Genomic DNA, 22,539 nt, shown 5'->3' with positions numbered 1-22,539 from the left:
AGTAAGTGATCGTTTTATTCATTGACAACCAAGGTTATAAGCGTGCATCAACAAAGATTCTTTTTTTCAATTACCCTGATTAGTCTCTTCAGCCTCACGGTGGCAACGACGGTTTTTGCCCAACGGTCTTCCCGCAAAATGGCTCGTAAATTGCCCGCCCGGTCGGTTTCTGTACCCAAACCGATGGGCGTAAACTTTTGCGGGGAGCCGGTTCCGGTGGAAAGCGGAGCCGTAGCGCACAACCTGTCGATGGCGCTGATGCGGAATGTGGCGTCGCAAAACCACCTGATCAATTTTCGCCGTCGGGCCATTGCCCAGTATTTCCCGATCATCGAGCCGATTCTGAAAAAACACCGCATTCCCGACGATTTCAAATACCTGGCCGTGGTGGAAAGTGGCCTCAAAGCCGATGCGGTTTCCCACAAGGGCGCGACGGGCTACTGGCAACTCATGCCCGAAACCGCCGATGAACTGGGTTTGAAACGGAACGACAAGGTGGATGAACGCAAAGACCTGCTCAAATCGACCGACGCGGCTTGTCGCTATTTGCGGATTCTGTACCGAAATCTGGGCTCGTGGACGATGGTGGCGGCTGCCTACAACGGCGGAATTGGCCGGATGCAATCGCACATGAAAAAACAGCAGGAAAGCAATTACTACTTCCTGTCGATGAACGCCGAGACGAGTGATTACCTCTACAAAATCGTGGCCGTCAAGGAGTTTTTTCAGTTTCCGGGTCAATACCTGACCAATAATCTGATGGCATCCGCGGGAAATTCCTATGAACGGGAACGAGCCGAAGCCATCGCAAAAGGGTTGATTCCGGCCGAAGAACCGGAACCGATTGGGCTGGCCATCGAGCCAAAGGAAAGCCTGGAATTGCGGTTTGAAACCGCTTCGGTCGATAGCCTGCTGGGAACCTTGTCGAAGTTAAAAGCGTCGAATGCGGTTTTGTTCAAGGGCGAAGTTGAAGCCGAACTGATCAAACCCGGTAAGGTGGCTGTCGGGCAAACGTGGGAATTCAAACTGACAAAGGAAGTGGTAATCGGTGATCAGAAACTGGGCAAGAACGATGTGCTCTATGCGACGGTGGATGATGTGGACCGCCAGTCAGGCCAGATTTTCCTGCGCTCGACCAAACTGGTGGCCGATGCCGACAAAAAAGCGTACAAACTCACGCTAATCTGCCTTAATCCGCAAACCGGGCTGGCTGGCGTGCCGTTGCCGAAAGCGGATCAGCTCAAACCGGGTGGCCGTACCTGGACGGTGGGTTGGAAAGTCCTGTAATCTCTACCAGCCGCTGGGCTCGGTCACAGGGGTAAGCCAGCCGTAGGTCTGGCGGCAATCGCCCTGCGGAATCAGTATAGAATTGATATACCCGTAAATCGCCGTGCCGTAGGTTGCATCCCCGCGCTCCCGAAATCGCTTCCGAACCACCGCCGAAGCGCCAAAATAACCCAGCGCCTTCTCGTCAGATTGGCTGGCATTGGATATGTTCCCGATCACCGAAGCCGGTAGCGGATCGAAAATGGTTCCGGTTCGGGATTGCTGTTCCTTGAAGAGTTTCCAGAACTGAAAAGCCGCCGGCGTCAGGCTGAATTGCTGCACTTCGACCAGCGTGGGGCCGGGCGTATAGATCGGTGAGCGCATGATGAGTTGCTGCCGAAGCTGGTTTCCATTGATACCGTTGTCCGACAGAATGTTGACATCCTGACTAAAATACTGCACCCAGCAGCGATCAAAACAAATGGCCGTACAGCCCAGGCAACACGACACCCCGGTTGAACGCCGGGCGGTGTAGGCGTATGCCGTCCAGCGGTAAAAATTTTGCTGTGCGGAGGGGTCCGTCGCGTCGAGGTAAAAATAATACTGGTAGGGTAAGGTGATGCTTTCGGTGGGTGTAAACCGGGCGTAAACGCTGTCGATACCGGGAACGGCGGGCATTTGTTCGGGTGTCGAAACGAAGGTTTTTCCGTTAGCCAAACGAATCGTCAGGGTGTAACTGCGGCCCGGTTGTCCAACAAACGCAGTGTCAGTCGTCCGATAAAAACCCGCATTCAATGCATCGTGCGCCATTGACGTCGAATGCCCCGCGTCATCGTTCAGCGTCACGACTGCATCCGTTACCTTTTGATCCTGCGGATTTTCCTGATCGAATGTAAAGCTGCCTGAATACGAAAGCCGGACACTGTAAGGCGGTTTTTCATTGGTAATCAGCCCATCGACCACCAGTTGCGGAGCTTCATTGCGGATGGGCAACGAAACCTGATCGATGCAGGACCACAACCCGCTCAAAATCACCAACACAAAGGCCAACTGCTTCATCAGAAATTGAAATTATAGGTAATCGACGGAATCAGGGTGCCAAACACGGCCAGCCGATACGCGTCCGTCCGGGAATTGGAACGGTTGAAATACACCGAATACGGATTTTTGCGGGCGTACACGTTGTAAATCCCGATGGTCCAGATGCTGTACCGGGTTTGGCGATTGCTCAACCGGGTGTCTTTCGAGAAGGCAACATCCAGCCGGTGGTAATCCTGAATCCGGTCGGCGTTGCGTTTGGAGTAGTTGAGTGTCGGCTGGTTGGCAAACACGTATTGTCCGTCGGGGTAGGTCGCCGGAACGCCGGTGCTGTAAACGAAATTGGTCGTAAACGTCCAGTTGTAACGCATTGCCAGCCGGGTTTGTACGTTCAGGTTGTGCGGTTTATCAAAATTCGACGGATAGTAGCTGCCCTCATTGACCTGCAATTCGCTGAACGCTGTCTGAACCGCTACGAGTGACCGGGCGTAGGAATAGTTGAACTGGCCCGTCAGTTTTCCCTTGTTTTTGGCAATGCTTACCTCTACACCATACGCCTTACCCCGGGCCTGCAGCAGATCGGTTTCCAGCCGTTCGTTCAGCAGGAGGGTAGCCCCGTTGCGGTATTCCACTAGGTTGTCGATGGTTTTGTAATAGCCTTCCAGGGCGAGTTCGATGGCGTCGTCATTCAGATTTTTAAATAAGCCAATGGCCAGTTGGTCGGCGACCTGGGCGGGTACGTATGAATCACTGACTTTCCAGAAATCCGAGGGTGTGATGGCGGTGGTATTCGAAATCAGGTGGATGTACTGGCGGTTTCGGCTGTAGTTAAGCTTCAGAGACATGCTGGACGAAAGTTGCACCCGCAAACCCAGACGGGGTTCAAAACCCCCGTAGGTCTGAATGGGCTTTCCATCGGCAAAAACCGTCGAATCGACCACGGTTTCGGGCGTTCGGGGAGCCTGTTCGGCATAGCGATACACCGTTTGTGGACCCAATTGGCTGAACGATGAATATCGTAAACCGGCCTGGAGCGTGATCGCCGGGGTCAGAATCCATTCTGTGTTGGCATAGACACCCAGTTCGCGGGCATTTTCGGGTTCCAGCGTTTTCGGGTTAATGCTCGAAGTAGTGCCGGTCGGCTCCAGGTCGCCTTTTTGAATCCGGTACAGAATCCCGTTCGCGCCTACCTGCAACTTGTGTTTATCGAAGAGGGTGTAAAACAGATCGGCTTTGGCTTCACGGTGCTGGATGTAGGACGTCAGCCGAAAGGTGTAGCCCTCGGTTTCGCCGTCAACATGGTACTGGTAACCGCTGTATAAGGCATTGACGTTCAGTTGCAGATTTCGGTGCAGCAAACTACTCCAGCGACCCGACACCACGTTCGACTGCCAGCCGTAGGTGGTGTCGCCCGGAAATTTGAAGCGATCCGCACTGCGGTAGGCCGACAATGAAACCGTATTGGCGGCATTGGGTGCGTAGTTGAGTTTCAGGTTGCCATCGTAAAAAAAAGCCCGGCTTTCTTTGGCTGCACTGCGTTCCGGAAATGATTGCAGAATCCAGTTGGGATAGGCCACGCGCCCGGCGGCCATCAGCGTCAGTCCTTTGGCAATCGGCCCGTCGATCACCACGCGTCCGCTGATGGGACTGATGCCGCCCGAAAGCCGCCAGCGTTCGCTGTTGCCGGCTCTGGTGTTGACGAGGAGCAGGGACGAAATCCGTCCGCCGTACTGCGATGAAAAACTGCCTTTGTAGAGATTCACGTCCTGCACTACATCCGAACTGACGTTGGCGTAAAAACCGAGCAAATGGGAAGTGTTGTACATCGGCGCACCGTCGAGCAGCACCAGATTCTGATCGGTTCGACCCCCGCGAACGTTGAAACCGCCCGCGCCTTCGCCCGCCGTTGAAACACCGGCTTGCAGGGTAAGGGCTTTCAGAATGTCCGGTTCGCCCAGCACCACCGGCATTTTCTTCAATTGCCGGACATCCAGTTGAATCTGGCTCATGCGGACGTCTTTTACGTTCTGATCGGCGCGCCGGTCGCGAACTTCCACTTCATCGAGTTCAAACGTTTGGGAAATCAGCCGGAAAACCGCCGTCCGGTTCGCATTGACGACGATGAACGGACGATCCGATTTAAAACCGACGGCGGAAAGGCTGATGTGGTAGGAACCGGGTCGCAACGAAACCGAAAAACGGCCTTGCTCATCCGTGGTCGTACCTGCACCGGATTCGGTCACGAACACACTGGCTCCCACAATGGGCAGCGCCGTATCGGCCCGCATGACGGTGGCATTGAGCAACACCCGCTGAGCAATAAGTTCCTGAAAAACAAGTAGAAAGAACGCGAAACTGAAAAGAAAACGGTTCGGCATGCACAGCAAAAAGTTGTAGTCGTATAGACACCAAAACCACGTATTAGGTTGTAATCATCCAAGATACAATTTTATGAATGCAATTTTTGCGCTATTTCGCAGCCGCCAACCCCTTTTTATAGCTTTCAATGGCCCGGTTTCGCGCCATCGTGTGCTCCACCATCGGCTCGACATAATCCAGTGAATCGAATTCGGGCACCCACCGGCGGATATATTCGCCTTTCGGGTCGAACTTCTGGGCCTGGAGTGTGGGATTGAAAACCCGGAAATACGGCGCGGCATCCGTTCCCGATCCGGCGGCCCATTGCCAGCCGCCGTTGTTGGCCGACAGGTCGTAATCCCGCAGTTTTTTGGCAAAATACGCTTCGCCCCACCGCCAGTCGATTAGCAGGTGTTTACACAGAAAACTGGCCGTAATCATCCGGACGCGGTTGTGCATCCAGCCAATTTCGTTCAATTGCCGCATTCCGGCATCCACAATCGGGTAGCCCGTTCGGCCCTCGCACCACCGTTGAAATTCGTCTTCATGATTACGCCACGGAATACGGTCATATTCCCGGCGAAACGAGTATTTTTCGACGTGTGGAAAATGGTCGAGCACCTGAAAATAGAAATCCCGCCAGACCAGTTCGTTCAAAAACGTGAAGTTGTGTTCTTTCGCTTTCCGGGCCAGTTCGCGGATGCTGATGGTGCCAAACCGGAGGTGAATGCTCAACTCGCTGGTTCCCTTTAGGGCCGGAAAATCGCGGGTTTCCTTGTAATTGTCCAGTAATGATGACCGGACGTTTTTTCCAGGAAACGGTTCGTTCACCGGTTTGAAACCCAGTTCTTCCAGTGTCGGAATGGGCAGCGTAGCGGTTTTCAGGAAGTTGGCGTAGTATTGTTTAGTGGGGTACGACTTCAGGTAAAAGTCGGTCAGTTTGTGGTGCCAGTTGCGGCTGTAGGGCGTAAAAACCGTGTAGGGCGACCCGCTGCCGGTTAGTATCTCGTCGCGGTCGAAGATGGTCTGGTCCTTATAGGCATGGAACTCCGCCCCGTTTTCAGAGAGCAGATCGGTCACGGCTTTGTCGCGGTCCTTCGCGTAGACTTCGTAATCATAGTTGGTATACACCGCCTGAATGTTAAATTCTTTCAGCAAATCGCGGTAGATGTCCAGCGGTTTTCCGTACCGAACCAGCAGTGACGTCCCGATTTCGCGAAACTCCTGCTGCATTTCCAGAACAGTATTGTGAATGAATTCAAGTCGGCGATCGTGCTTGTCGTCGAGCGCGTCCAGAATGGTTTGGTCGAAAATGAAAACGGGCAAAACCGGAAAACCGCTGCGGAGGGCGTGATAAAGGCCGGCATTGTCGTTCAGGCGCAAATCCCGGCGGTACCAGAACAGGGCGACGGGTTCAGAAGAAGGTTTTGACATACGATGGTTTTTTTTGGCAACGGTCGGTTGAACGGAAATGTTTACCGGAGCCGCGGAATTTAGCCGGGAATAATAACCCAGTCATGCCTATATTTGAAAATTAATACGGTTTTCCGACTTCAAACGGAGTAATCTTTAATGCTCAGGATTCAAACACGGACTTTAGTCCGTGGGTACATATGCTCGCTCTTCCAATATTTTTAGTCATTGCGGTTAGTTTTGTGGTCGTTGGGGTTTACCTCGAACGGAAAGTCTCGGCGTTTATTCAGGACCGGCTGGGGCCGATGGAAGTGGGGAAATTCGGCTTGCTGCAACTGATTGCCGATCTGCTGAAATTGCTTCAGAAAGAAGATATTGTGCCGAAAGCCGCCGACCGCAAGCTGTTTCTGCTGGCTCCGCTGATCATTTTTGCATCGGTTTTTGCGGGCTATGCCGTGATGCCGCTGACCCCCGATCTGCAAGGCTCGGCGACGGAAGTGGGCGTATTTTACCTGATGGCAATTGTTTCGGTCGATGTGATCGGTATTATGATGGCGGGTTGGGGGTCCAACAACAAGTATTCGCTGTTTGGGGCCATGCGCTCGGTGGCGCAGATTGTTTCCTACGAAATACCGCTCGGTCTGACCATTCTTTGCGCGGTGATGATTTGTCAGACGCTGAATCTGCAGACCATCAGTTTTCAGCAGGGCATCTACACCGAAGAAACCAATTACCTGTTTGGACTGAAGGCATTGGGAGTGGACGTGACGAACTGGGGCGGTATTTTTAGCTGGAACATTCTCCGCAACCCGTTTCTGCTGATTGCCTACATCGTCTTTTTTATCACGACGCTTGCCGAGAGCAACCGCGCGCCCTTCGACTTGCCCGAAGGCGAATCCGAGTTAGTCGGTGGCTACAATACCGAATACAGCGGGATGCGGTTTGCGCTCCTGATGCTTTCCGAATATGCCATGATGCTGTTGGTTTCTTTTCTGGGAGCCATTTTATTTCTGGGAAGCTGGAATACGCCCTTGCCCAATCTTGGCCCTCTGCGCCTGGCCGACTGGACGAGTGGCCTGCCGGGAACCGCCTGGGGCAACATCACCGGCGTGTTCTGGCTGTTCTCAAAAGCGATGTTGGCGGTGCTCGTGCAGATGTGGGTGCGCTGGACATTTCCCCGCGTGCGGGTCGATCAGATGATGTTTCTGTGCTGGAAAGTGTTGACGCCTATCGGCCTGATTCTGCTGCTGATTTCGGGTGTTTGGCGGTTGTTGATGGTGTAATGGCACTTTATTTGTCCTGGCAGGGTTGTACAGGTACAAGTATTAAATTCAACACATGTCTTTTACCAAATTAGCGCTCATTGAGCCCATTCTGAAGGCCCTGAGCGCCGAAGGATATACGACCCCCACCCCCATACAGGAACAGGCCATTCCTATTTTGCTGGAACGCCGGGATTTACTAGGCTGCGCCCAGACCGGTACCGGAAAAACGGCCGCTTTTGCCATTCCCATCCTGCAAATTCTGGAAGCTCAAAAGGGACCGGAACGCGGTCCCCGCCCGATTAAAGCCCTTATTCTGACGCCTACCCGCGAATTAGCGATCCAGATCGGAGAGAGTTTTGCTGCCTACGGAAAATATTTGAACCTGCGTCATACGGTTATTTTCGGAGGAGTTCCGCAACATTCGCAGACGCTTGCCCTGAAAGCTGGCGTCGACATCATGATTGCCACGCCGGGCCGTTTACTGGATCTGATGAATCAGCGGTTCGTTCATTTGCAACATATCGAACTGTTCGTTCTCGACGAAGCCGACCGGATGCTCGACATGGGCTTTATCCACGATGTCAAAAAGGTGATTGCCAAACTGCCCGCCCAACGCCAGTCACTGTTTTTCTCCGCCACCATGCCGCCGGACGTTTCCAAACTAGCCGATACGATTCTGCGGAAACCGGTCAGGGTGGAAGTAACGCCGGTTTCTTCAACGGCTGAGAAAGTGAAACAGGCGGTTTATTTTGTGGACAAAACCGACAAAAAACGTCTGCTCATTCACCTGCTCAACGACAAAGCCATTGAGTCGGCCCTGGTGTTTGCCCGCACCAAACACGGTGCTGATAAAGTGGCCAAAGATCTGCTGAAAGCCGGTATTCAGGCGGAAGCCATTCACGGCAATAAGTCGCAGAACGCCCGTCAGCGCGCCCTGACAAACTTTAAGAACCGGCAAACGCGGGTATTGGTAGCCACGGACATTGCTGCGCGGGGCATCGACGTCGATGAACTGTCGCACGTGATCAACTACGAACTGCCCAACGTCCCGGAGACGTACGTTCACCGGATTGGCCGGACGGGCCGGGCGGGTCACGATGGCATTGCGCTGTCATTTTGCGATGCGGAAGAAAAAGAATACTTGCGCGACATTAACAAGTTGATTACCAAGTCTATACCGGTAGTCGACAACCATCCGTACCCGATGGAAACCGCTGCGGCTTCTTCCGGAACAGGGCAGTCATCGCGGACGCAATCGGGTAGCAGTGCCAACGGAAGCCGGAGCGAAAGTGCCGGCAGTGATTTCCGGGGTGGTAGCCGCCGACGGTTTGGCAGGCGTTAAATACTAACGATTGTATTTTTTTTCTTCATAGTCAGTTCGGCGGGCAAGTGGGTAACTATTTCCTGCTTCAAGGCATCGATCAGCTTCCGCTTCAGAAAGCTGCGGTGCATCACCAGACTGACTTCCCGCACCGGCTGTGGAGCCTCGAAAGGCCGGGTGCGGGCCTTCCGGACTGCGTCCATGTCAAGGGTCGCCAGATAGGGGAGTAGCGTAAAACCATCCTGTTTATCAATCAGTTTGATCAGCGTTTCGAGCGAACCCGTTTCGTAGCGCAATGGTTGGCTGCCGTTCAGTCGTTTGTCGTTTCCGCACAGGCTAACGACTTGGTTTCGAAAGCAATGCCCTTCGGTCAACAGCCACAAACCATCGGTTTTTAAATCCATCGCCGAAATAGCGGTTTTTTGAAAAAGCGGATGGGAGTCGGAGGCATAAACGACAAAAGGCTCGTAGAACAGCGGAATTTCCAGCAGACCGTTTTCATCCAGTGGCGTTACCACGATCCCAACATCGATTAGTCCGTTTTTAAGTCGCTCCAGCACCTGCTCCGTCATCATCTCCTGAATGTGAACCGTCACGGCCGGATAGTGGTCGATGAACTGGCCAATGAAGTAGGGCAGCAGATAGGGTGCCAGCGTCGGAATGATGCCCAACCGAAGCTCGCCACTAAAATCCTCTTTCGACTCTTTCACAATTTCCGGAATCCGCCGGGCGGTTCTCAATACATCACGCGCCTGATTCAGAATGAGTTGGCCGGTTTCCGTTGGCACCACCGGTTGCTTCGACCGGTCGAAAAGCAATACACCCAGCTCGTCCTCCAGCTTTTGAATTTGCATACTCAATGTGGGCTGGGTAACGTGGCAATGATCGGCGGCAGTGGCAAAATGGCGGTGGGTATCAACGGCAACAATGTATTCTAACTGCGAAAGGGTCATGAATGGTTGTGATGGCTTGAATGGTTGAGATGGTTAAAAATGGTTGTAATGACTTTGGCGGTTTGACAACCAGTGTCCCTTAACCATTTTAAACCATCCGGCCATTTCTAGCCCTCTATTAATTATAAATAATTTCGATACAAAAATAAAAGATAGTGATTGAGTTGATACCAATTCCGTTGTAATTTTGATTTGTCAATCAAGTTATTCGCTATGGAAGTACCCGGTCAGGACCTACCTGTTTTGCAGCAATCAATACCCGTTCAGAAACAGCCCGGTAAAACCGGCGTTCTGATTGTCAACCTGGGCACGCCCGACAGCCCGTCGGTGCCGGATGTCCGAAAATACCTCCGCGAGTTTTTGATGGACGGTCGGGTGATCGACATTCCGGTGGTGTCCCGCACGTTTCTGGTCAATGGGATCATTGCGCCGTTTCGCGCTCCCAAATCTGCGAAGGTCTATGGGGAGGTATGGACCGCAAATGGCTCTCCCTTAAAGTATTACGGTGAAGTGGTGGAGCGGGAGCTGCAAAAGGCATTGGGTGACGATTACGTGGTAAAACTGGCGATGCGGTATCAGAATCCGAGCATCGATGCCGGTCTTTCGGCGTTTCAGCAACTGGGTTTGACCGAGATCATTGTCATTCCCTTTTTTCCGCAGTATGCCTCGGCCAGTACAGGTTCGGTGTACGAGAAAGTGATGGAAATCGTCGGCAAGTGGCAGGTGATTCCACAGATTCGCTTCACCAACCGGTTTTCCGATCACCCCAAATTTATTGAAGGATTTGTCCGTCTGGGTCGAAAATACATGGCACAGGAAGACTACGACCACGTTATTTTCAGCTACCACGGTTTGCCCGAACGCCAGATTTTGAAAGGCGACGTGACAGGCAAGGTGTGTAAACTGGGCGATTGCTGCGATTCACTGCACGCTATGAACCAGTATTGTTACCGGGCGCAGTGTTTCGATACCACCCGGCGCCTGGTGAAGGAGCTCGGTATTCCCGAAGGGAAATACACCACCTGTTTTCAGTCCAGACTGGGAAAAAATCCCTGGATTCAGCCGTATACGGATGATGTGATCCCGCAACTGGCCAAACAAGGCGTCAAGAGTGTGCTGGCTTTCTCCCCGGCGTTTGTGGCCGACTGTCTGGAAACCATCATTGAGGTGGGCGTAGAATACAAGGAACTGTTCGAGAAGTTCGGCGGAGAACGCTGGCAGTTGGTCGAAAGCCTGAACGACAGCCCCATCTGGATCGAAACCCTGGTCGACCTGGTGAAGCGGACGGCCTAATGTCAGATTTTCAGTATATTAGGGTCTTCAGAATCAGGATGTAAAATGGGACAGGCAGTTAACAAAAATTACTACACCGTTGGAGAGTATGTTGCGCTGGAGCAGGAGTCAAATGTTAAACACGAGTACATTGACGGCGTAATTTATAACATGTCGGGCGGAACTCCGGCGCATAGTCTTATTGCCAACAATATTGGATCTGAACTTCGCCGTGCCATGCGCAACAAACCGTGCCGCGCTTATAATTCTGACTTAGCTCTGGCAATCTCTGAAAGTCAGTATGTTTACCCCGACGCCAGCGTCATTTGTGGACCGTTGCTGAGCTATCTACCCAATACAAATGCTGCCAGTAATCCTTTGGTTATCGTTGAAGTTTTCTCTCCATCAACCAAGGGATACGACAAACGCAAAAAATTTAGTTTGTACCGTCAGATACCTTCATTCCGGGAATATGTTCAAATCAGTCCAGACGGTGCTCTAGTCGAGGTTTTTACCAAGGTAGAAAATGATCTCTGGCGGATTGCGTCGTATTGGAAACTAACGGATGTGGTTCGGCTGGAGTCCGTCGACGCGGAGATTCCCATGAGCGAAATTTACCTGGGCGTCGATGTTCAGGAAGACCCGGAATAACGAAGGCCCGCAGAGCAGCGGGCCTTCGCTTGTTTAAAACCTCGGGACATTCTCGCCGGTTGGCCATGTTGGTTGACCCCTGATCATTGTGGTACATCTACTCACTGTATTGATTTTCCTTCAATTACCAGGCTGATTGTTCGTTAGTTAAGGCCATAAATCCTCGTCGATTTCATCCCAGGAAATATCGGAGGGGTCATGGTCATGGTCGCAGAAATCGTAACGGGAAAAACCGGACCAAATCAGAGCGCCTACGACCAGGAGCAGGGAAATAAAAATCGAGTTCATATGTTGTTGCTGAATACTGATTTTGGTGGATAGAGCCGGTATGAAAACCGTCGGACGGTACAAAAGTCCGCAATCCGATCGCAAAAAAAATCACCGAATTCTGTGATTTAGCGTCACGGAATTCGGTGATTTTAACGGTTTGACAGCTCGTTTAGGCTTTCAAATACCCGCGCTTCAGCAGGTATTTCATCAAACCCAGGGAGGTCGTTACACCCAGTTTCTGATAAATCCGCTTGCGATGCGTTTCTACGGTATTGAATGAAATGAACAACCGGCTGGCAATTTCCATGCTGGAGTGTTCATCCAGAATCAAACCGGCGATTTCGGTTTCCCGGTCGGTCAACGGATTGCTGACGGGTGGGTTCAACACGGTTTCATTCACCGAAAAAACCCGGCTGTCGATGTACCGGCGACCGGCGGCAACGGCCAGCATGGCATCGAAAAGCTCGGCTTTGTCGGCGGTTTTTGTGATGTAACCATTGGCACCCGCCTGCATCGCCTGCTGTACCAGAACCGGATCATACGAGCCGGATAATACCAGAACGGCCAGGTTCGGATACCGGGATTTTACCATCGGAATCAGTTCGGTTCCGTTTCCGGTCGGCATCAGCAAATCGGTGATCAGCACATCGGTTGGCTCCTGCTCCAGAATGTTAAACAGAGAGGCTGGATCGAAAGCCGTTCCGATCACCCGAAAGCGGTCAAAAGTTGCGAGTAAATTCGCGAAACTTTCAAGCACCACCCGATGGTCATCCAGAAGAGCGATGTTGTAAGTCATGGGAAAAGAAGGGTTTAACCCTGCAATACTCGGCTTTTCTCCGGAAAAGACAACCACCTATTTGAGTAAACGGCAACTGAACAGATGCGGCTTACCGACTCGCAACTTCTTTCCCCTTCGGTGTGAACCGCACGACAGCGTTCTTCACCGGTGGAACCGTTTTGAGGTACGTAAAGATGGCTCCTAAATCCTGCTCGCTCATGCCGGCATACATCATCCAGGGCATGATGGTGTTGAATCCTTCAAATTCACCGGTAGAGGGGTGTTTAAAATCCTTTTCGGCGGCTTTGAAGCGGGCAATGAAAGCCTGCTTTGTCCACGAACCCAGTCCCGTTTCTGCATCAGGCGTCAGGTTCATCGCGCGAACGGTTCCCACGGGCATCGGAAATTGCCGACCCCCGGCAAAGGCCATTCCCGGAAGCGGTTGACCCTTGTCGTCTACGGGCGTGTGGCAGTCACCACAACTGGCAAACGTTGTCAGGTATTTTCCGTAGGCAACAGAATCGGCCGGATCCGGACGCTTGCCGCCCTCGGTTTTGGTTGGAATGGTGTTGATGATCAAACTCATTGGAAAGTCCGACTCAGGCGCCGGAATGGACTTGTTTTCAATCGGTTTTAAGGTCCGTACGTAGGCAATGATGGCTTTGATGTCTTCCGGATCGGCCTGACCGAAATTGCCGTAGGGCATAACCGGAAACAACGGGCTTCCGTCTTTGCTGACACCCGCCGTAATGGCGCGGTAAATTTCCCCATCGCTCCAGCCGCTCAGGTGGGCCGGGGTGATGTTTCGGGCGTAATAAACACCCGGAAAGCCCATTTCGCGGGTGAATGCTTCACCACCCTTGCCTTCGGTTCCCGGAATAACCGGGCCGCTCACGATGTTCCAATCCCGTTCGGAGTGGCAATCGACACAAACCGCCACGTGGTTGGCCAGATAGCGGCCCCGGGCAATTTGCACCGAGTCGGCCTGAATCGTTAGCTCCGGCGCCGGGCCGACATCGGGCAGGGCCAGTTTCACATAGGCGAAACCGCCAATACCGATCAGTACAATGACGCCAACGGCGATTAACAAAATTCGTAGTAACTTTTTCATGTTATCTTGTTAGAGGAGGGAGTAGGTATTTTTGACAGGTAAACTTATTTAAAATGTGCGGGAAGTGGTTACATAAAGAGCTTGTTTTATTATTTGGCAAAAAAAAACCTGCGAGACTTTTAAAGTCCCGCAGGTTGGTCGATGAAGTGTAGGTAATGCGTTACAAAATGGTAATCAATCCTTTTACAACCGATCCCAGCCGGATGGCGTCAAATACCCGGGCCTCCGTGGCACCGTGTTTCAAGACGCTTTCTTCGTGCGAACGAACGCACAATTCACACCCGTTGACGGCTGAAACAACGAGGCTAACCAACTCGAAAAATTCTTTTCCCAACACCGGATTCATCATGATGCTCATCCGAATACCGGGTTGGGTCTGTTGGTAGTAATCTTTTCCGGTGAAGTGACGGAATCTGTAAAAAACGTTGTTGGTGCTCAACAGCGATGTACAGGCGAGTGTTTCGGCGATTTCGGCGTCGGTGGCACCTTCCTGACGGGCAATGGCTGAAAAGCTGTCGATCAACGGCTGGTATTTTTCGTTTGCAGCAACCGACAACGCCAGCAGGTACGCGTGTTTCTTCGACAGATGCTGGCTGCTGTTCAGAACATTGCCAACGTTGATTTTCAGATCGCGCAAATACCGGTGGTCAACCTGTCCCAGCGTTTCGAGCGCCGGATAGGAGGCCGCGGTATCCAATCCCAGATTGGTCAGCAGCGACAGTATGGTTTCGTTTTGAATGGACGTGGTCATCTTTTGAATGATAGAATGAGTGAATGATAGAATGGGTGAATAGCTTCGCAGGGAGTTTCATTTGGCGGAGCTATTCACTCATTCTATCATTCACTCATTCAAAATTAAAATTAAGCCGTTAGCGTTTCTTCGCCTTTTACCCAGTTGCAGGGGCAAAGCTCGTCGGTTTGCAGGGCATCCAGAACGCGGATGACTTCGTTCACATTCCGGCCAACAGACAGGTCATTTACCGAAACCCAACGAATAATGCCTTGAGGATCAACGATATAGGTGACGCGGTAGGCAATTTTTTCGTTGGCTTCCAGAATGCCCAGCTCTTCGGCCAGTGATTTTGACGTATCGGCCAGCATTGGGAATTTCAGGCCACGCAGGTCGTCATGGTTTTTGCGCCACGCCAGGTGAACGAATTCACTATCGGTCGAAGCGCCAATTACGATCGTATCCCGGTCGGCGAAATCTTCGAACTTGTTGTTGAACTCGGCGATTTCGGTGGGGCATACGAACGTAAAGTCTTTCGGCCACCAGAACATCACCAGCCATTTGCCGGCGTTCTTGTGATCGTCCGATGAAATTTCGTAAAACTCGTTGCCTTTGTCCAGCGATACAACGGCCAGTTTCTTGAAATCCGGAAATGTTGATCCGACGGAAACAATTTGATTTTTCATGGTTTGCAAGTATTTATACAGGTTGTATAATCTAAATTCTGTACAAAAATGCAAAAAAAGTAGGTAGGATGTAAATTCGATTTATTGATGCCGTATAGATAAAATCAATGCGGTTTTTAACTCCTTCGTTTTCAGTATAGCTTGCTTCGGAATATGGATAATATATAAAAAATTATATAATTTGCAATACTAGTGAAATAGGGTTATTTGGTTTTAATTTTATATTATATAAAAAATAAAAACGCGAAACTGAGCTGGGAAATGATCAGATCATTTCACCACGACTCAACTTCGCGTCTATAGAATGTATGGATTTGGGTGCTACTTGGCGGCTAAATAAGCCATAACCGATTCATACGTAGGGAACGTAAGCCGTTCCGTATCGTGCCCCGGATCTTTGTAGTCTACCTGAAATGCTTCGGTGTATTGAATGACAACGTCAAACGAAGGGGGTGTTAAATCTTTTTCTCTTTTAAAATGCAACCGATAGGTGGTTGGCCCACTGTGGGCGTTAGACCGGTAAAAGTTTGTGATGACATAACCACCGACGGTGGGTGTGCCAAATTCCTGCATTTTTTGGAGCTTGGTGGCTAATTCGTTCATTTTGTAAAATAAAAAATCATTGCATTCGTCCGAACTTTCGGAGCAAATGGCCCGATAGACTGGTCACTTCAATGAAGACCTGCTTACCGAAATCGTTTTCAACACACGGTCGGTCGATTAGCGAATATCTTCCAGAAGATACTGCTTTGGTTTCTGTGGTTGAAAAGTGGGTTTATTCGTTTCGACGGGAATCAATTGATAACTTTTAGCCGGAGCCTGATCGAATCCAAACATGCCGTTTCCCACTGAATCGTAAATGGATTGTGATGGGCCAATAACCGGCCGGAAAACCCGATGAAGCAGGTTGTTCCATTGTGTTACTCCGATCGTTTTAATTTTTTCTTTCAGCAAATGAATCGCATGTACCATTTTCTCTATGTTGTTTAATAGTGAAAGAGCGGCCAACAAACCGTTGATAAAGGTATCAGGCGGTCGTTTTACCATGATCAGACCAACTCGATAATCATGATATCTACTCTGAAATACAGTGCTTTACAAAAAAGAAGAGTGGCGGCCTATCGATGTGTGTCAACCAGGAAGCCAAAATCGATGATGGAGAAGTTGCACCATATACTGGATATAACGCTAGATAGGCTTTATTAGTTACGAAAACAAATTATTTCTTTTAAGTAAATGAAAGCGTTATTCCCGAATCGGCTCTTGCGATTCGGGAATAATCCGGGAATGGAGAAACAGAGGTGGCTAATCGGCATAACACCGGACTTCCAGCAAAGCCGCCGGAACCGGTCCGTTCATGGCTTTGAGGTGAATGGTCAGGCTGCGGGTTTCAATGGGCTGCTCAAACCGGATCGTGTTGCGGGTCTGGTGGTTGTCACTTTCCTGAAAAATACGCTCGTTGCGATCATTACAGAGGATGTATTGACGAACACAAAACGGGACTTCCGTCTCCGGATGCGTCATAATCACGGTTTCGAGCGGATGGTCGAAGTCGCCGTCGAAGAACAGTTCCACTCGGCCGATGCGCTGGGGCGAAGGCCAACTTAAGGTAACCGTTGGATTCGGATCGTTGGGGGCCGCTACGTAGGCATTGGGTTGGTACGTCGGCCGCTGAATCCCGTTGCGGAGGTTTTCGACGCCAAACAGCGCAATGCCGGAATCGATTTTCAAGGCAATATTCTGGCCTTTGGGCCGACGCTCGGGGGTCCAGAATTCGAACGCTTCCACCCCGATGTCCTCCGTTGGTTCCTGTTTACCAAAATTGGAAACAGCCGCGTTGATTTTGTTGAAAACTGATAGGACGCCCGTCACCCGCAACGCACTGTATTGCAGCCGGATGTGTTCATTTTTCAAAAAGGTTATGAACACATACCCGGGTTCTTTCAGGACGGTTTCAAAATTCAGATCCAGTTTCTGTTTGCCTTTTGGCAGCGAAAGGGTCAGGGTTTGAAGGGTCACGTCCGGTGTGTGATTGTCGGGTTTGCTGCTGCGACGCAGTTCAACCGTTAGGGTTGTGGCCTGGTCGGCACTGACCCAAACCGTCATACCGGGAACCGGCCCGGCGGGCAACGGCAGCATCTGAGCGGCTGAGGCCGTCAGCGGAACCAGAGGTCCGTCGGCTGGCAACTCGTTCAAAATCAGTTCGCTGGAAGCCGATAGGGTGGCTTTTTGGGTTAAATCGTTGTCGTCATGGAGTACTAAACCCGGAATATGCTGACCGGTTTTCAGCAGTTCCTGTTGAAGTTTCCGCATTCGAACCGGTTCGGTCAGGTCGCGGGGCAGCAGACCGTCGCGGGTACACAGCGCTGCGGCCATCCCAACGGCCTGTCCGCCGTGCGCACTCGTTCCCATCACCCGCGAGGAAGCAAACGCAACGTGCGATGCGCTTATGATCCGTCCGGCAATGAACAGGTTTTTGATGTTCCGGCTGTAGAACGAACGGTACGGAAGCTGGTAAAGCCCCTTGCTGTGCCACTGGTTGCAACCCGGTTTTTCGGAAAAAACGCCATCGGCGGGGTGCAAATCCAGCGACCAGCCACCGAATGCCACGGCGTCGGGATGCGTTCGCTGTTCGACCACATCCTGTTGTTTCAGCATGTAATCCCCTTCAAACCGGCGGCTTTCGCGCTTGCCGGGAATCTGTCCGACCCACTCGAGGGTCATCGTTTCGGCTTCGGGAAACTGCCCGGAATTCTTGATGTGATTCCAGACGCCGTAGACCACTTTCCAGAGTTCCCACTTGATGGTTTCGGTTTCGTGAACCGTGTCGAGCCGTCCGCCGTATTCGATCCACCACAACTGACAACCGAATTCTTTGGTATTGAAGCGTCGGTAGCGCGGAATCTGGGTGATGTCCTGCAATGCGTAGGAAGGCGGCACGAACCGAACCGGTTTGCCGGTGTCTTTCGAGTAGAAATAAAGTGAATGCCCCAACAGTTCGCCATACTCGGCGGTGGGCGCAAACTTCTCCCCAAACTCCTCCCGCGACTCGGCGCCCATTCGGAACGCGGCCCCGGCCTGAAACGCCACGACGCCATCGCCCGAAGCATCGCAGAAAAGTGGAGCCACTAACTCATAGGCCGTGCTGTTCTGGCTGCAAAAAGCCTTCAGTCCCGTAATGGTTTCGGCATCAGACTTCTCCACTTCGTAGACCGCCGTGTTCAGCAGGAGCTTGATATTCGGCTCGTTGACGACCTTTTCGAGGAGGATTGTGTCAAAAATCAGCGGGTTCCCTTCCGGATTCCGGTACAGGTTTTCGAGCAGAAGCTCGTCAATAAAACCGCCTTCGCGCGCCCAGCGGTTGTTATTGCCCATGTGCGAGGTGGCTCCCAGAACCCAGAGCCGGACTTCGCTGGAAGAGTTGCCGCCCAATACGGGCCGGTCTTGCACCAGCACCACCTGGATGCCCGCCCTGGCCGCCGTAATGGCACAACAGGTACCGGAAAGTCCTCCGCCTACCACCATCAAATCAGCCTCGTACCGGACGGTTTTCGGACTTCGTTTATCGGTTGCTTGTTCGCGTATCATTTGTCAGATCAATCGTTTGCGTAAGAATTGAAAAGCCCGTCGGTTTCATAACCTCAACGGTCATTGTTTTATCGAAACCGGTTACCGGAATTAAAATATCAGTGGTTTGGCCCGGTTGTAAATCGGGAATCAGTTGGGTTGCTGCACCGGTTTTCAGGCGGTATTGTTTCAGGGCATACGCCGGAAAATCGGGCCGGGCCGTTAGCCGGATCGTGAGGGCATGGGTGCCTTCCGGGCCGGGTTTCCAGCTTAATTTTTCAATCGTCAACGGAGCCATGCCGGTCTGGTGGGTAACATACAACGGCCGTTTCGAGCGGTCGTGCCGGACGAGTCCCCAGGGCCGGGTGCCGTCGGGGTTGGTGCCGTCGTGGCGGCTGAGGTAATCGTTGAACGACCACCAGGAGGCACCGATCACGTAGGGCAGTGGCCGGACATCACTCAGGAACTTTTCAAGGTGAGTAACCTGCCCTGCTTCGCCGGTGTTGCCATCGGCCCGGGTGCCGTATTCACTGATAAAAATCGGTTTGTCGGGATACAGCGAGTGGATGTGTTTCAGGATGTTGGCATGGTTGCCGTACGTATTGGTCGAGATGAAATCGCAGTACTGGCTGGCTTCGTCTTCCGGTTTTTTAGGCAGAATGTTCAGCCGCATCGACGCGAAGGTGTACAGCCGGGTTGGATCGAGTTCGCGGGCGTAGGCAATCATGTCTTTGGTCCAGCGCTGCCCGGCGGGTTGCTCCGACAGGTATTCATTTCCCACGCTGTAGGCGATGACACTGGGGTGATTCCAGTCGCGCTCGGCCATCTCACGAAACTGCTGCCGGAACTTGGTACGGATGGTATCGTTGTCCATCAAGCGGGGCGTAATCTGCCAGTTGCCGGCTTCGGTGATGATCAGCATCCCGTTGCGGTCGGCCCAGTCGTAGACGGTTTCGGAGGGCGTGTAGTGCGTCAGGCGGTGGAGTTCCATGCCCGCTTCCTTCATCAGCCGCAGGTCTTTTTCAATGAGCCAATCCGGTTCCAATGACCCCAAAGCCGGGTAATCGACCACGCGGTTTCCGCCCGCTACTTTGATCGGCTGGCCGTTCAGCAGCAGTTGGGCATTGCGAACCTCTACTTTACGAATGCCAAAGTGCGTTCGGACGGTGTCGGTTCCGGCGATGACCTGAACGTCGTATAAGGTCGGCTGGTCGATGCTCCAGAGTTTGACGTCGGCGGTTTTGAGCGCCGTTTCGGCCTCCAGCACCAGGGTTTGATTCGCAGCAGAACCGGTTTGCTGTTTCCAGTTGAGCGGGATCACTTTCCCGGCCTGCTCGACCCGGAATGCCAGTTTGGGCGCATTCGTTTGGCCGGTGGTGTTGCGAATCCGGGTTTTGATCTTCAGCGTGGCGGTTCCTTTCGCGAGGTCAGGCATCGCTTCGATTTTTACATTTTCGACGTAAACGGCCGGTTCGACGGTCAGGTACACCGGGCGAATCAAGCCGCCGTAGTTGACCCAGCCCGGAAACGGGTCGTTCGGTTCGTTGTTGTCTTTCGAACCGGGAATGGTGCCGACCTTCCAGGTGTTGTTATCGACTGAAACTGCAATGGTGTTAACACCCGCTTTCAGGAAATCCGTTACATCGAAGTGAAACGGCGTGTACCCGCCTTCGTGCGTGCCGACTTTCTGCCCGTTGAGCCAGACGACGGTTTCGTAATACGCGGCATCGAAGTGGAGCAACACGCGTTTGCCAGTGGTTGGTTGCCACGGAAACGTCCGGCGATACCAGGCCGTACCCGTGTAAAACTGGTAGCGTGGATCGACCGAAAAACAATGCGGCACCGTCACCTTATTCCAGCGGTTGAGCGGGGCGTCTTCGCGGTACCATTTCCCGGTTTCGCCGACGTCGTTCGGGTCCATCGCAAACACCCACTCGCCGTGCAGCGGAATGGCTTTCGGGTCGCGGATGCTGTACTGGGCGAACGAAACCGTGGCGAACTGGAGTACTAAAAATAGAATGATCAGAGGGTATCGCATGAGAGGAATCAATGGGTTTTGATGATTTTCTCCGATTGTGGCAGACTTGAAGAGATTTGAACCCGTCTCGACGCCAGCCATGGAATGAAAGAACCGGTCAGAACGACCCCGGAAATAACCGCCGTGATGCCAGCCCCCTGCGTGGTCAGGAAACTCAGGCCGAACAGCATGACGGCGGTGAAAACCAGCGATACGGCAATCACCCGCAATCCAAAGCGGTTTTGTTTCTTCACTTCAATCGCTTCTTCTTCACTGACGGCTTCGGCGGCATCGATCCGTTTTTGTTTGTCAGCCGTGCGATAGGTCAGGTACTCGTCGGCCACTTTTTCGCGGGATCTTGCCCAGAGTTCATAGGCCAGTAAAAGCAGCAGCGGCAAGCCGACGCCGATGATGGTTTCGGCTCCGCGCGTCAGTTTGAAATCCAGCAGCCAGGGCGAAACCGCTTTGAAAAACAGGTTGACAGTCAGGCCAATACCGGTCACCCAAAGCGTCGCTTTTCCGGTCAGGCGTTTGGAAAACAGCGCCCAGAGGGGAGGAGCCAGCAGCGGACCGCCCGAAATGGACGAAATGCTCAGGACCACTTCCACAATGCCGCCAGCGGCCGGAACCATCAGTGCAATGATGATCATACCGATACCGAAAAACCATGATGACCCGCGAGCCACCCGCATCAGTTGTTGATCCGACGCTTTCGGATTGATCAACCCTTTGTAAATATCATTGGTGAAAACCGCCGAAACCACGTTCAAGGCCGTGTTCGCACTCGCTGAGGTCGAAAAGTACATGCCCGTCAGCATCAACCCCAAAAGACCCGGCGGCAACACGAGCTTGCAGATCATCAGGTACGCATTTTCGGTATCCAGACCGGTCAGCGAGGGGTTGATGGCTTTGTAAATCATCGGCGGCAACATCCAGATTACCGGACTGACGAGGTACAGTCCCGCAAACAGAAACGCCACTTTCCGGGCCGATTTCGGACTGTCGACGCTGGTATACCGCTGCACGAACGTCCAGTTGCCACCGATGTAGCAGATGTGGTAAATCACAAAAGCCGCCACGAATCCGAAGGTGTATTCGCCGTTCAGGAGGTTGAAAAAATCGTCGGGAACGGCACTTGTAAAACCGTCAAAACCGCCGACTTTATCAAGCGAAAGCGGGAGCAGAATGAAGACAGCCGCTGACAACACCACAAACTGCAAGATATCGGTCACCATCACCGCCCAGAGTCCGCCGACGGCGGTGTAGGCGATCATAAAAATTCCCAGCCCGATGGTGCAGGGAACGAGCGGCAGGTTCAGCGACGAACTGACCAGTTTGGCCACCGGATACAGCACCGATCCTTTGATAAAAACCGATACGAGGGTGAAAATGAAAATGTACACTTTCTGGACCGTCAGCCCCAGCCGTTCACGGATGAACTCGGCGGCTGTCAACGCCCCGGCGGCTTTCCAGCGGGGCGCGAGGTACAAACCGGTGATCAAAGCCCCGATGCACATGGTCCACTGAATCGTGATGGCGACCCAGCCGTGTTTGTAGGCGATGGAACCCCAGGCGACGAACGTTCCGGCGGAGAAAAAGCTCATGAACAGCGACAGGCCGCCAATGAACCACGGCACGGCTTCTCCGCCAGCGAAAAACGATTTCAGATTGCGTCCGGTTCGGGCAAACAGCATCCCGATGCCCAGCACAAAAGCTGAGAAAACGAGGATGACGGCGGTATCAATGGTTGTATTCAAGATTATTAGCGTTTGTGTGTAATGGGAACACGGATGAAACGGATTGAAAGGATTTTCGCTGATTAAAATCCGTTTTGATCCGTCCA

18 protein-coding genes are annotated in these 22,539 nt (G+C 52.4%); 5 read left to right on the top strand and 13 right to left on the bottom strand.

All coding sequences use genetic code 11. The annotated features are described in order from the left end of the window. Positions 1–42 precede the first annotated feature (42 nt). Positions 43–1,287: a lytic transglycosylase domain-containing protein gene (locus ACS5NO_RS19605; RefSeq protein ID WP_439416715.1), complete on the top strand. Its 1,245-nt coding sequence runs from the start codon at positions 43–45 to the stop codon at positions 1,285–1,287. A gap of 3 nt (positions 1,288–1,290) precedes the next feature. On the opposite strand, the gene ACS5NO_RS19600 is transcribed toward ACS5NO_RS19605, so the two are convergent. From ACS5NO_RS19600 to ACS5NO_RS19590, 3 genes are all read right to left on the bottom strand, one after another. Further along, on the bottom strand, positions 1,291–2,325 hold the full coding sequence (locus ACS5NO_RS19600; protein WP_439416714.1) for a DUF4249 domain-containing protein: 1,035 nt from the start codon (positions 2,323–2,325) through the stop codon (positions 1,291–1,293). Beyond that, positions 2,325–4,682, bottom strand: a complete 2,358-nt coding sequence (locus tag ACS5NO_RS19595) for a TonB-dependent receptor (protein WP_439416713.1) — start codon at positions 4,680–4,682, stop codon at positions 2,325–2,327. The genes ACS5NO_RS19600 and ACS5NO_RS19595 overlap by 1 nt, the downstream gene beginning before the upstream one ends. A 91-nt stretch (positions 4,683–4,773) precedes the next feature. Further along, complete coding sequence (locus tag ACS5NO_RS19590; protein WP_439416712.1) at positions 4,774–6,096, bottom strand: cryptochrome/photolyase family protein; 1,323 nt, start codon at positions 6,094–6,096, stop codon at positions 4,774–4,776. A 179-nt stretch (positions 6,097–6,275) separates the two neighbouring features. On the opposite strand from ACS5NO_RS19590, the gene ACS5NO_RS19585 reads away from it, so the two are divergent. Together ACS5NO_RS19585 and ACS5NO_RS19580 are read left to right on the top strand one after the other, a co-directional pair. Beyond that, a complete protein-coding gene (locus ACS5NO_RS19585; protein WP_138992124.1) occupies positions 6,276–7,358 on the top strand; it encodes a complex I subunit 1/NuoH family protein in 1,083 nt (360 codons plus the stop codon). Between the two features lie 55 nt (positions 7,359–7,413). Continuing rightward, positions 7,414–8,682: a DEAD/DEAH box helicase gene (locus ACS5NO_RS19580; protein ID WP_439416711.1), complete on the top strand. Its 1,269-nt coding sequence runs from the start codon at positions 7,414–7,416 to the stop codon at positions 8,680–8,682. Here the strand turns inward: ACS5NO_RS19580 and ACS5NO_RS19575 are convergent. Next, complete coding sequence (locus tag ACS5NO_RS19575; RefSeq protein ID WP_439416710.1) at positions 8,679–9,614, bottom strand: hydrogen peroxide-inducible genes activator; 936 nt, start codon at positions 9,612–9,614, stop codon at positions 8,679–8,681. The genes ACS5NO_RS19580 and ACS5NO_RS19575 overlap by 4 nt on opposite strands. 213 nt (positions 9,615–9,827) lie before the next feature. Here ACS5NO_RS19575 and hemH point away from each other — a divergent pair, with 213 nt between their 5' ends. Both hemH and ACS5NO_RS19565 read left to right on the top strand, forming a co-directional pair. Continuing rightward, complete coding sequence (hemH, locus tag ACS5NO_RS19570; protein WP_439416709.1) at positions 9,828–10,907, top strand: ferrochelatase; 1,080 nt, start codon at positions 9,828–9,830, stop codon at positions 10,905–10,907. A 45-nt stretch (positions 10,908–10,952) separates the two neighbouring features. Then, positions 10,953–11,537, top strand: a complete 585-nt coding sequence (locus ACS5NO_RS19565) for a Uma2 family endonuclease (protein WP_439416708.1) — start codon at positions 10,953–10,955, stop codon at positions 11,535–11,537. 439 nt (positions 11,538–11,976) lie between these two features. On the opposite strand, the gene ACS5NO_RS19560 is transcribed toward ACS5NO_RS19565, so the two are convergent. The 9 genes from ACS5NO_RS19560 to ACS5NO_RS19520 form a co-directional block, all read right to left on the bottom strand. Beyond that, positions 11,977–12,603, bottom strand: a complete 627-nt coding sequence (locus tag ACS5NO_RS19560; RefSeq protein ID WP_439416707.1) for a response regulator — start codon at positions 12,601–12,603, stop codon at positions 11,977–11,979. A 91-nt stretch (positions 12,604–12,694) separates the two neighbouring features. Next, a complete protein-coding gene (locus ACS5NO_RS19555; RefSeq protein WP_439416706.1) occupies positions 12,695–13,696 on the bottom strand; it encodes a c-type cytochrome in 1,002 nt (333 codons plus the stop codon). A gap of 160 nt (positions 13,697–13,856) precedes the next feature. After that, on the bottom strand, positions 13,857–14,447 hold the full coding sequence (locus tag ACS5NO_RS19550; RefSeq protein WP_439416705.1) for a carboxymuconolactone decarboxylase family protein: 591 nt from the start codon (positions 14,445–14,447) through the stop codon (positions 13,857–13,859). Between the two features lie 110 nt (positions 14,448–14,557). Next, positions 14,558–15,112: a peroxiredoxin gene (locus ACS5NO_RS19545; protein WP_114406186.1), complete on the bottom strand. Its 555-nt coding sequence runs from the start codon at positions 15,110–15,112 to the stop codon at positions 14,558–14,560. A 321-nt stretch (positions 15,113–15,433) separates the two neighbouring features. Beyond that, on the bottom strand, positions 15,434–15,715 hold the full coding sequence (locus ACS5NO_RS19540; protein ID WP_114406185.1) for a hypothetical protein: 282 nt from the start codon (positions 15,713–15,715) through the stop codon (positions 15,434–15,436). Positions 15,716–15,832: 117 nt separating this feature from the next. Beyond that, positions 15,833–16,084 carry a hypothetical protein gene (locus tag ACS5NO_RS19535; protein ID WP_439416704.1) on the bottom strand — a complete coding sequence of 84 codons (252 nt, stop codon included), beginning with the start codon at positions 16,082–16,084 and terminating at the stop codon, positions 15,833–15,835. A 333-nt stretch (positions 16,085–16,417) separates the two neighbouring features. Beyond that, on the bottom strand, positions 16,418–18,700 hold the full coding sequence (locus ACS5NO_RS19530) for an FAD-dependent oxidoreductase (protein WP_439416703.1): 2,283 nt from the start codon (positions 18,698–18,700) through the stop codon (positions 16,418–16,420). After that, positions 18,675–20,717 carry a glycoside hydrolase family 2 protein gene (locus ACS5NO_RS19525; RefSeq protein WP_439416702.1) on the bottom strand — a complete coding sequence of 681 codons (2,043 nt, stop codon included), beginning with the start codon at positions 20,715–20,717 and terminating at the stop codon, positions 18,675–18,677. The genes ACS5NO_RS19530 and ACS5NO_RS19525 overlap by 26 nt, the downstream gene beginning before the upstream one ends. A gap of 8 nt (positions 20,718–20,725) precedes the next feature. Next, positions 20,726–22,453 carry a sodium:solute symporter family protein gene (locus ACS5NO_RS19520; protein ID WP_439416701.1) on the bottom strand — a complete coding sequence of 576 codons (1,728 nt, stop codon included), beginning with the start codon at positions 22,451–22,453 and terminating at the stop codon, positions 20,726–20,728. Positions 22,454–22,539 lie beyond the last annotated feature (86 nt).

The sequence above is a fragment of the Larkinella fluvii genome (assembly GCF_051857545.1).
In the GTDB taxonomy this organism is placed as follows: Bacteria; Bacteroidota; Bacteroidia; order Cytophagales; family Spirosomataceae; genus Larkinella.
Note: the sequence above shows the minus strand (reverse complement) of the source record. Positions and strands in the feature narration are given on the sequence as shown.

Coding starts and splice junctions, on each gene's coding strand:
- ACS5NO_RS19600 (WP_439416714.1), bottom strand. CDS start 2,325: ATGAAGCAGTTGGCCTTTGTGTTGGTGATTTTGAGCGGGTTGTGGTCC.
- ACS5NO_RS19595 (WP_439416713.1), bottom strand. CDS start 4,682: ATGCCGAACCGTTTTCTTTTCAGTTTCGCGTTCTTTCTACTTGTTTTT.
- ACS5NO_RS19590 (WP_439416712.1), bottom strand. CDS start 6,096: ATGTCAAAACCTTCTTCTGAACCCGTCGCCCTGTTCTGGTACCGCCGG.
- ACS5NO_RS19585 (WP_138992124.1), top strand. CDS start 6,276: ATGCTCGCTCTTCCAATATTTTTAGTCATTGCGGTTAGTTTTGTGGTC.
- ACS5NO_RS19580 (WP_439416711.1), top strand. CDS start 7,414: ATGTCTTTTACCAAATTAGCGCTCATTGAGCCCATTCTGAAGGCCCTG.
- ACS5NO_RS19575 (WP_439416710.1), bottom strand. CDS start 9,614: ATGACCCTTTCGCAGTTAGAATACATTGTTGCCGTTGATACCCACCGC.
- hemH (WP_439416709.1), top strand. CDS start 9,828: ATGGAAGTACCCGGTCAGGACCTACCTGTTTTGCAGCAATCAATACCC.
- ACS5NO_RS19565 (WP_439416708.1), top strand. CDS start 10,953: ATGGGACAGGCAGTTAACAAAAATTACTACACCGTTGGAGAGTATGTT.
- ACS5NO_RS19560 (WP_439416707.1), bottom strand. CDS start 12,603: ATGACTTACAACATCGCTCTTCTGGATGACCATCGGGTGGTGCTTGAA.
- ACS5NO_RS19555 (WP_439416706.1), bottom strand. CDS start 13,696: ATGAAAAAGTTACTACGAATTTTGTTAATCGCCGTTGGCGTCATTGTA.
- ACS5NO_RS19550 (WP_439416705.1), bottom strand. CDS start 14,447: ATGACCACGTCCATTCAAAACGAAACCATACTGTCGCTGCTGACCAAT.
- ACS5NO_RS19545 (WP_114406186.1), bottom strand. CDS start 15,112: ATGAAAAATCAAATTGTTTCCGTCGGATCAACATTTCCGGATTTCAAG.
- ACS5NO_RS19540 (WP_114406185.1), bottom strand. CDS start 15,715: ATGAACGAATTAGCCACCAAGCTCCAAAAAATGCAGGAATTTGGCACA.
- ACS5NO_RS19535 (WP_439416704.1), bottom strand. CDS start 16,084: ATGGTACATGCGATTCATTTGCTGAAAGAAAAAATTAAAACGATCGGA.
- ACS5NO_RS19530 (WP_439416703.1), bottom strand. CDS start 18,700: ATGATACGCGAACAAGCAACCGATAAACGAAGTCCGAAAACCGTCCGG.
- ACS5NO_RS19525 (WP_439416702.1), bottom strand. CDS start 20,717: ATGCGATACCCTCTGATCATTCTATTTTTAGTACTCCAGTTCGCCACG.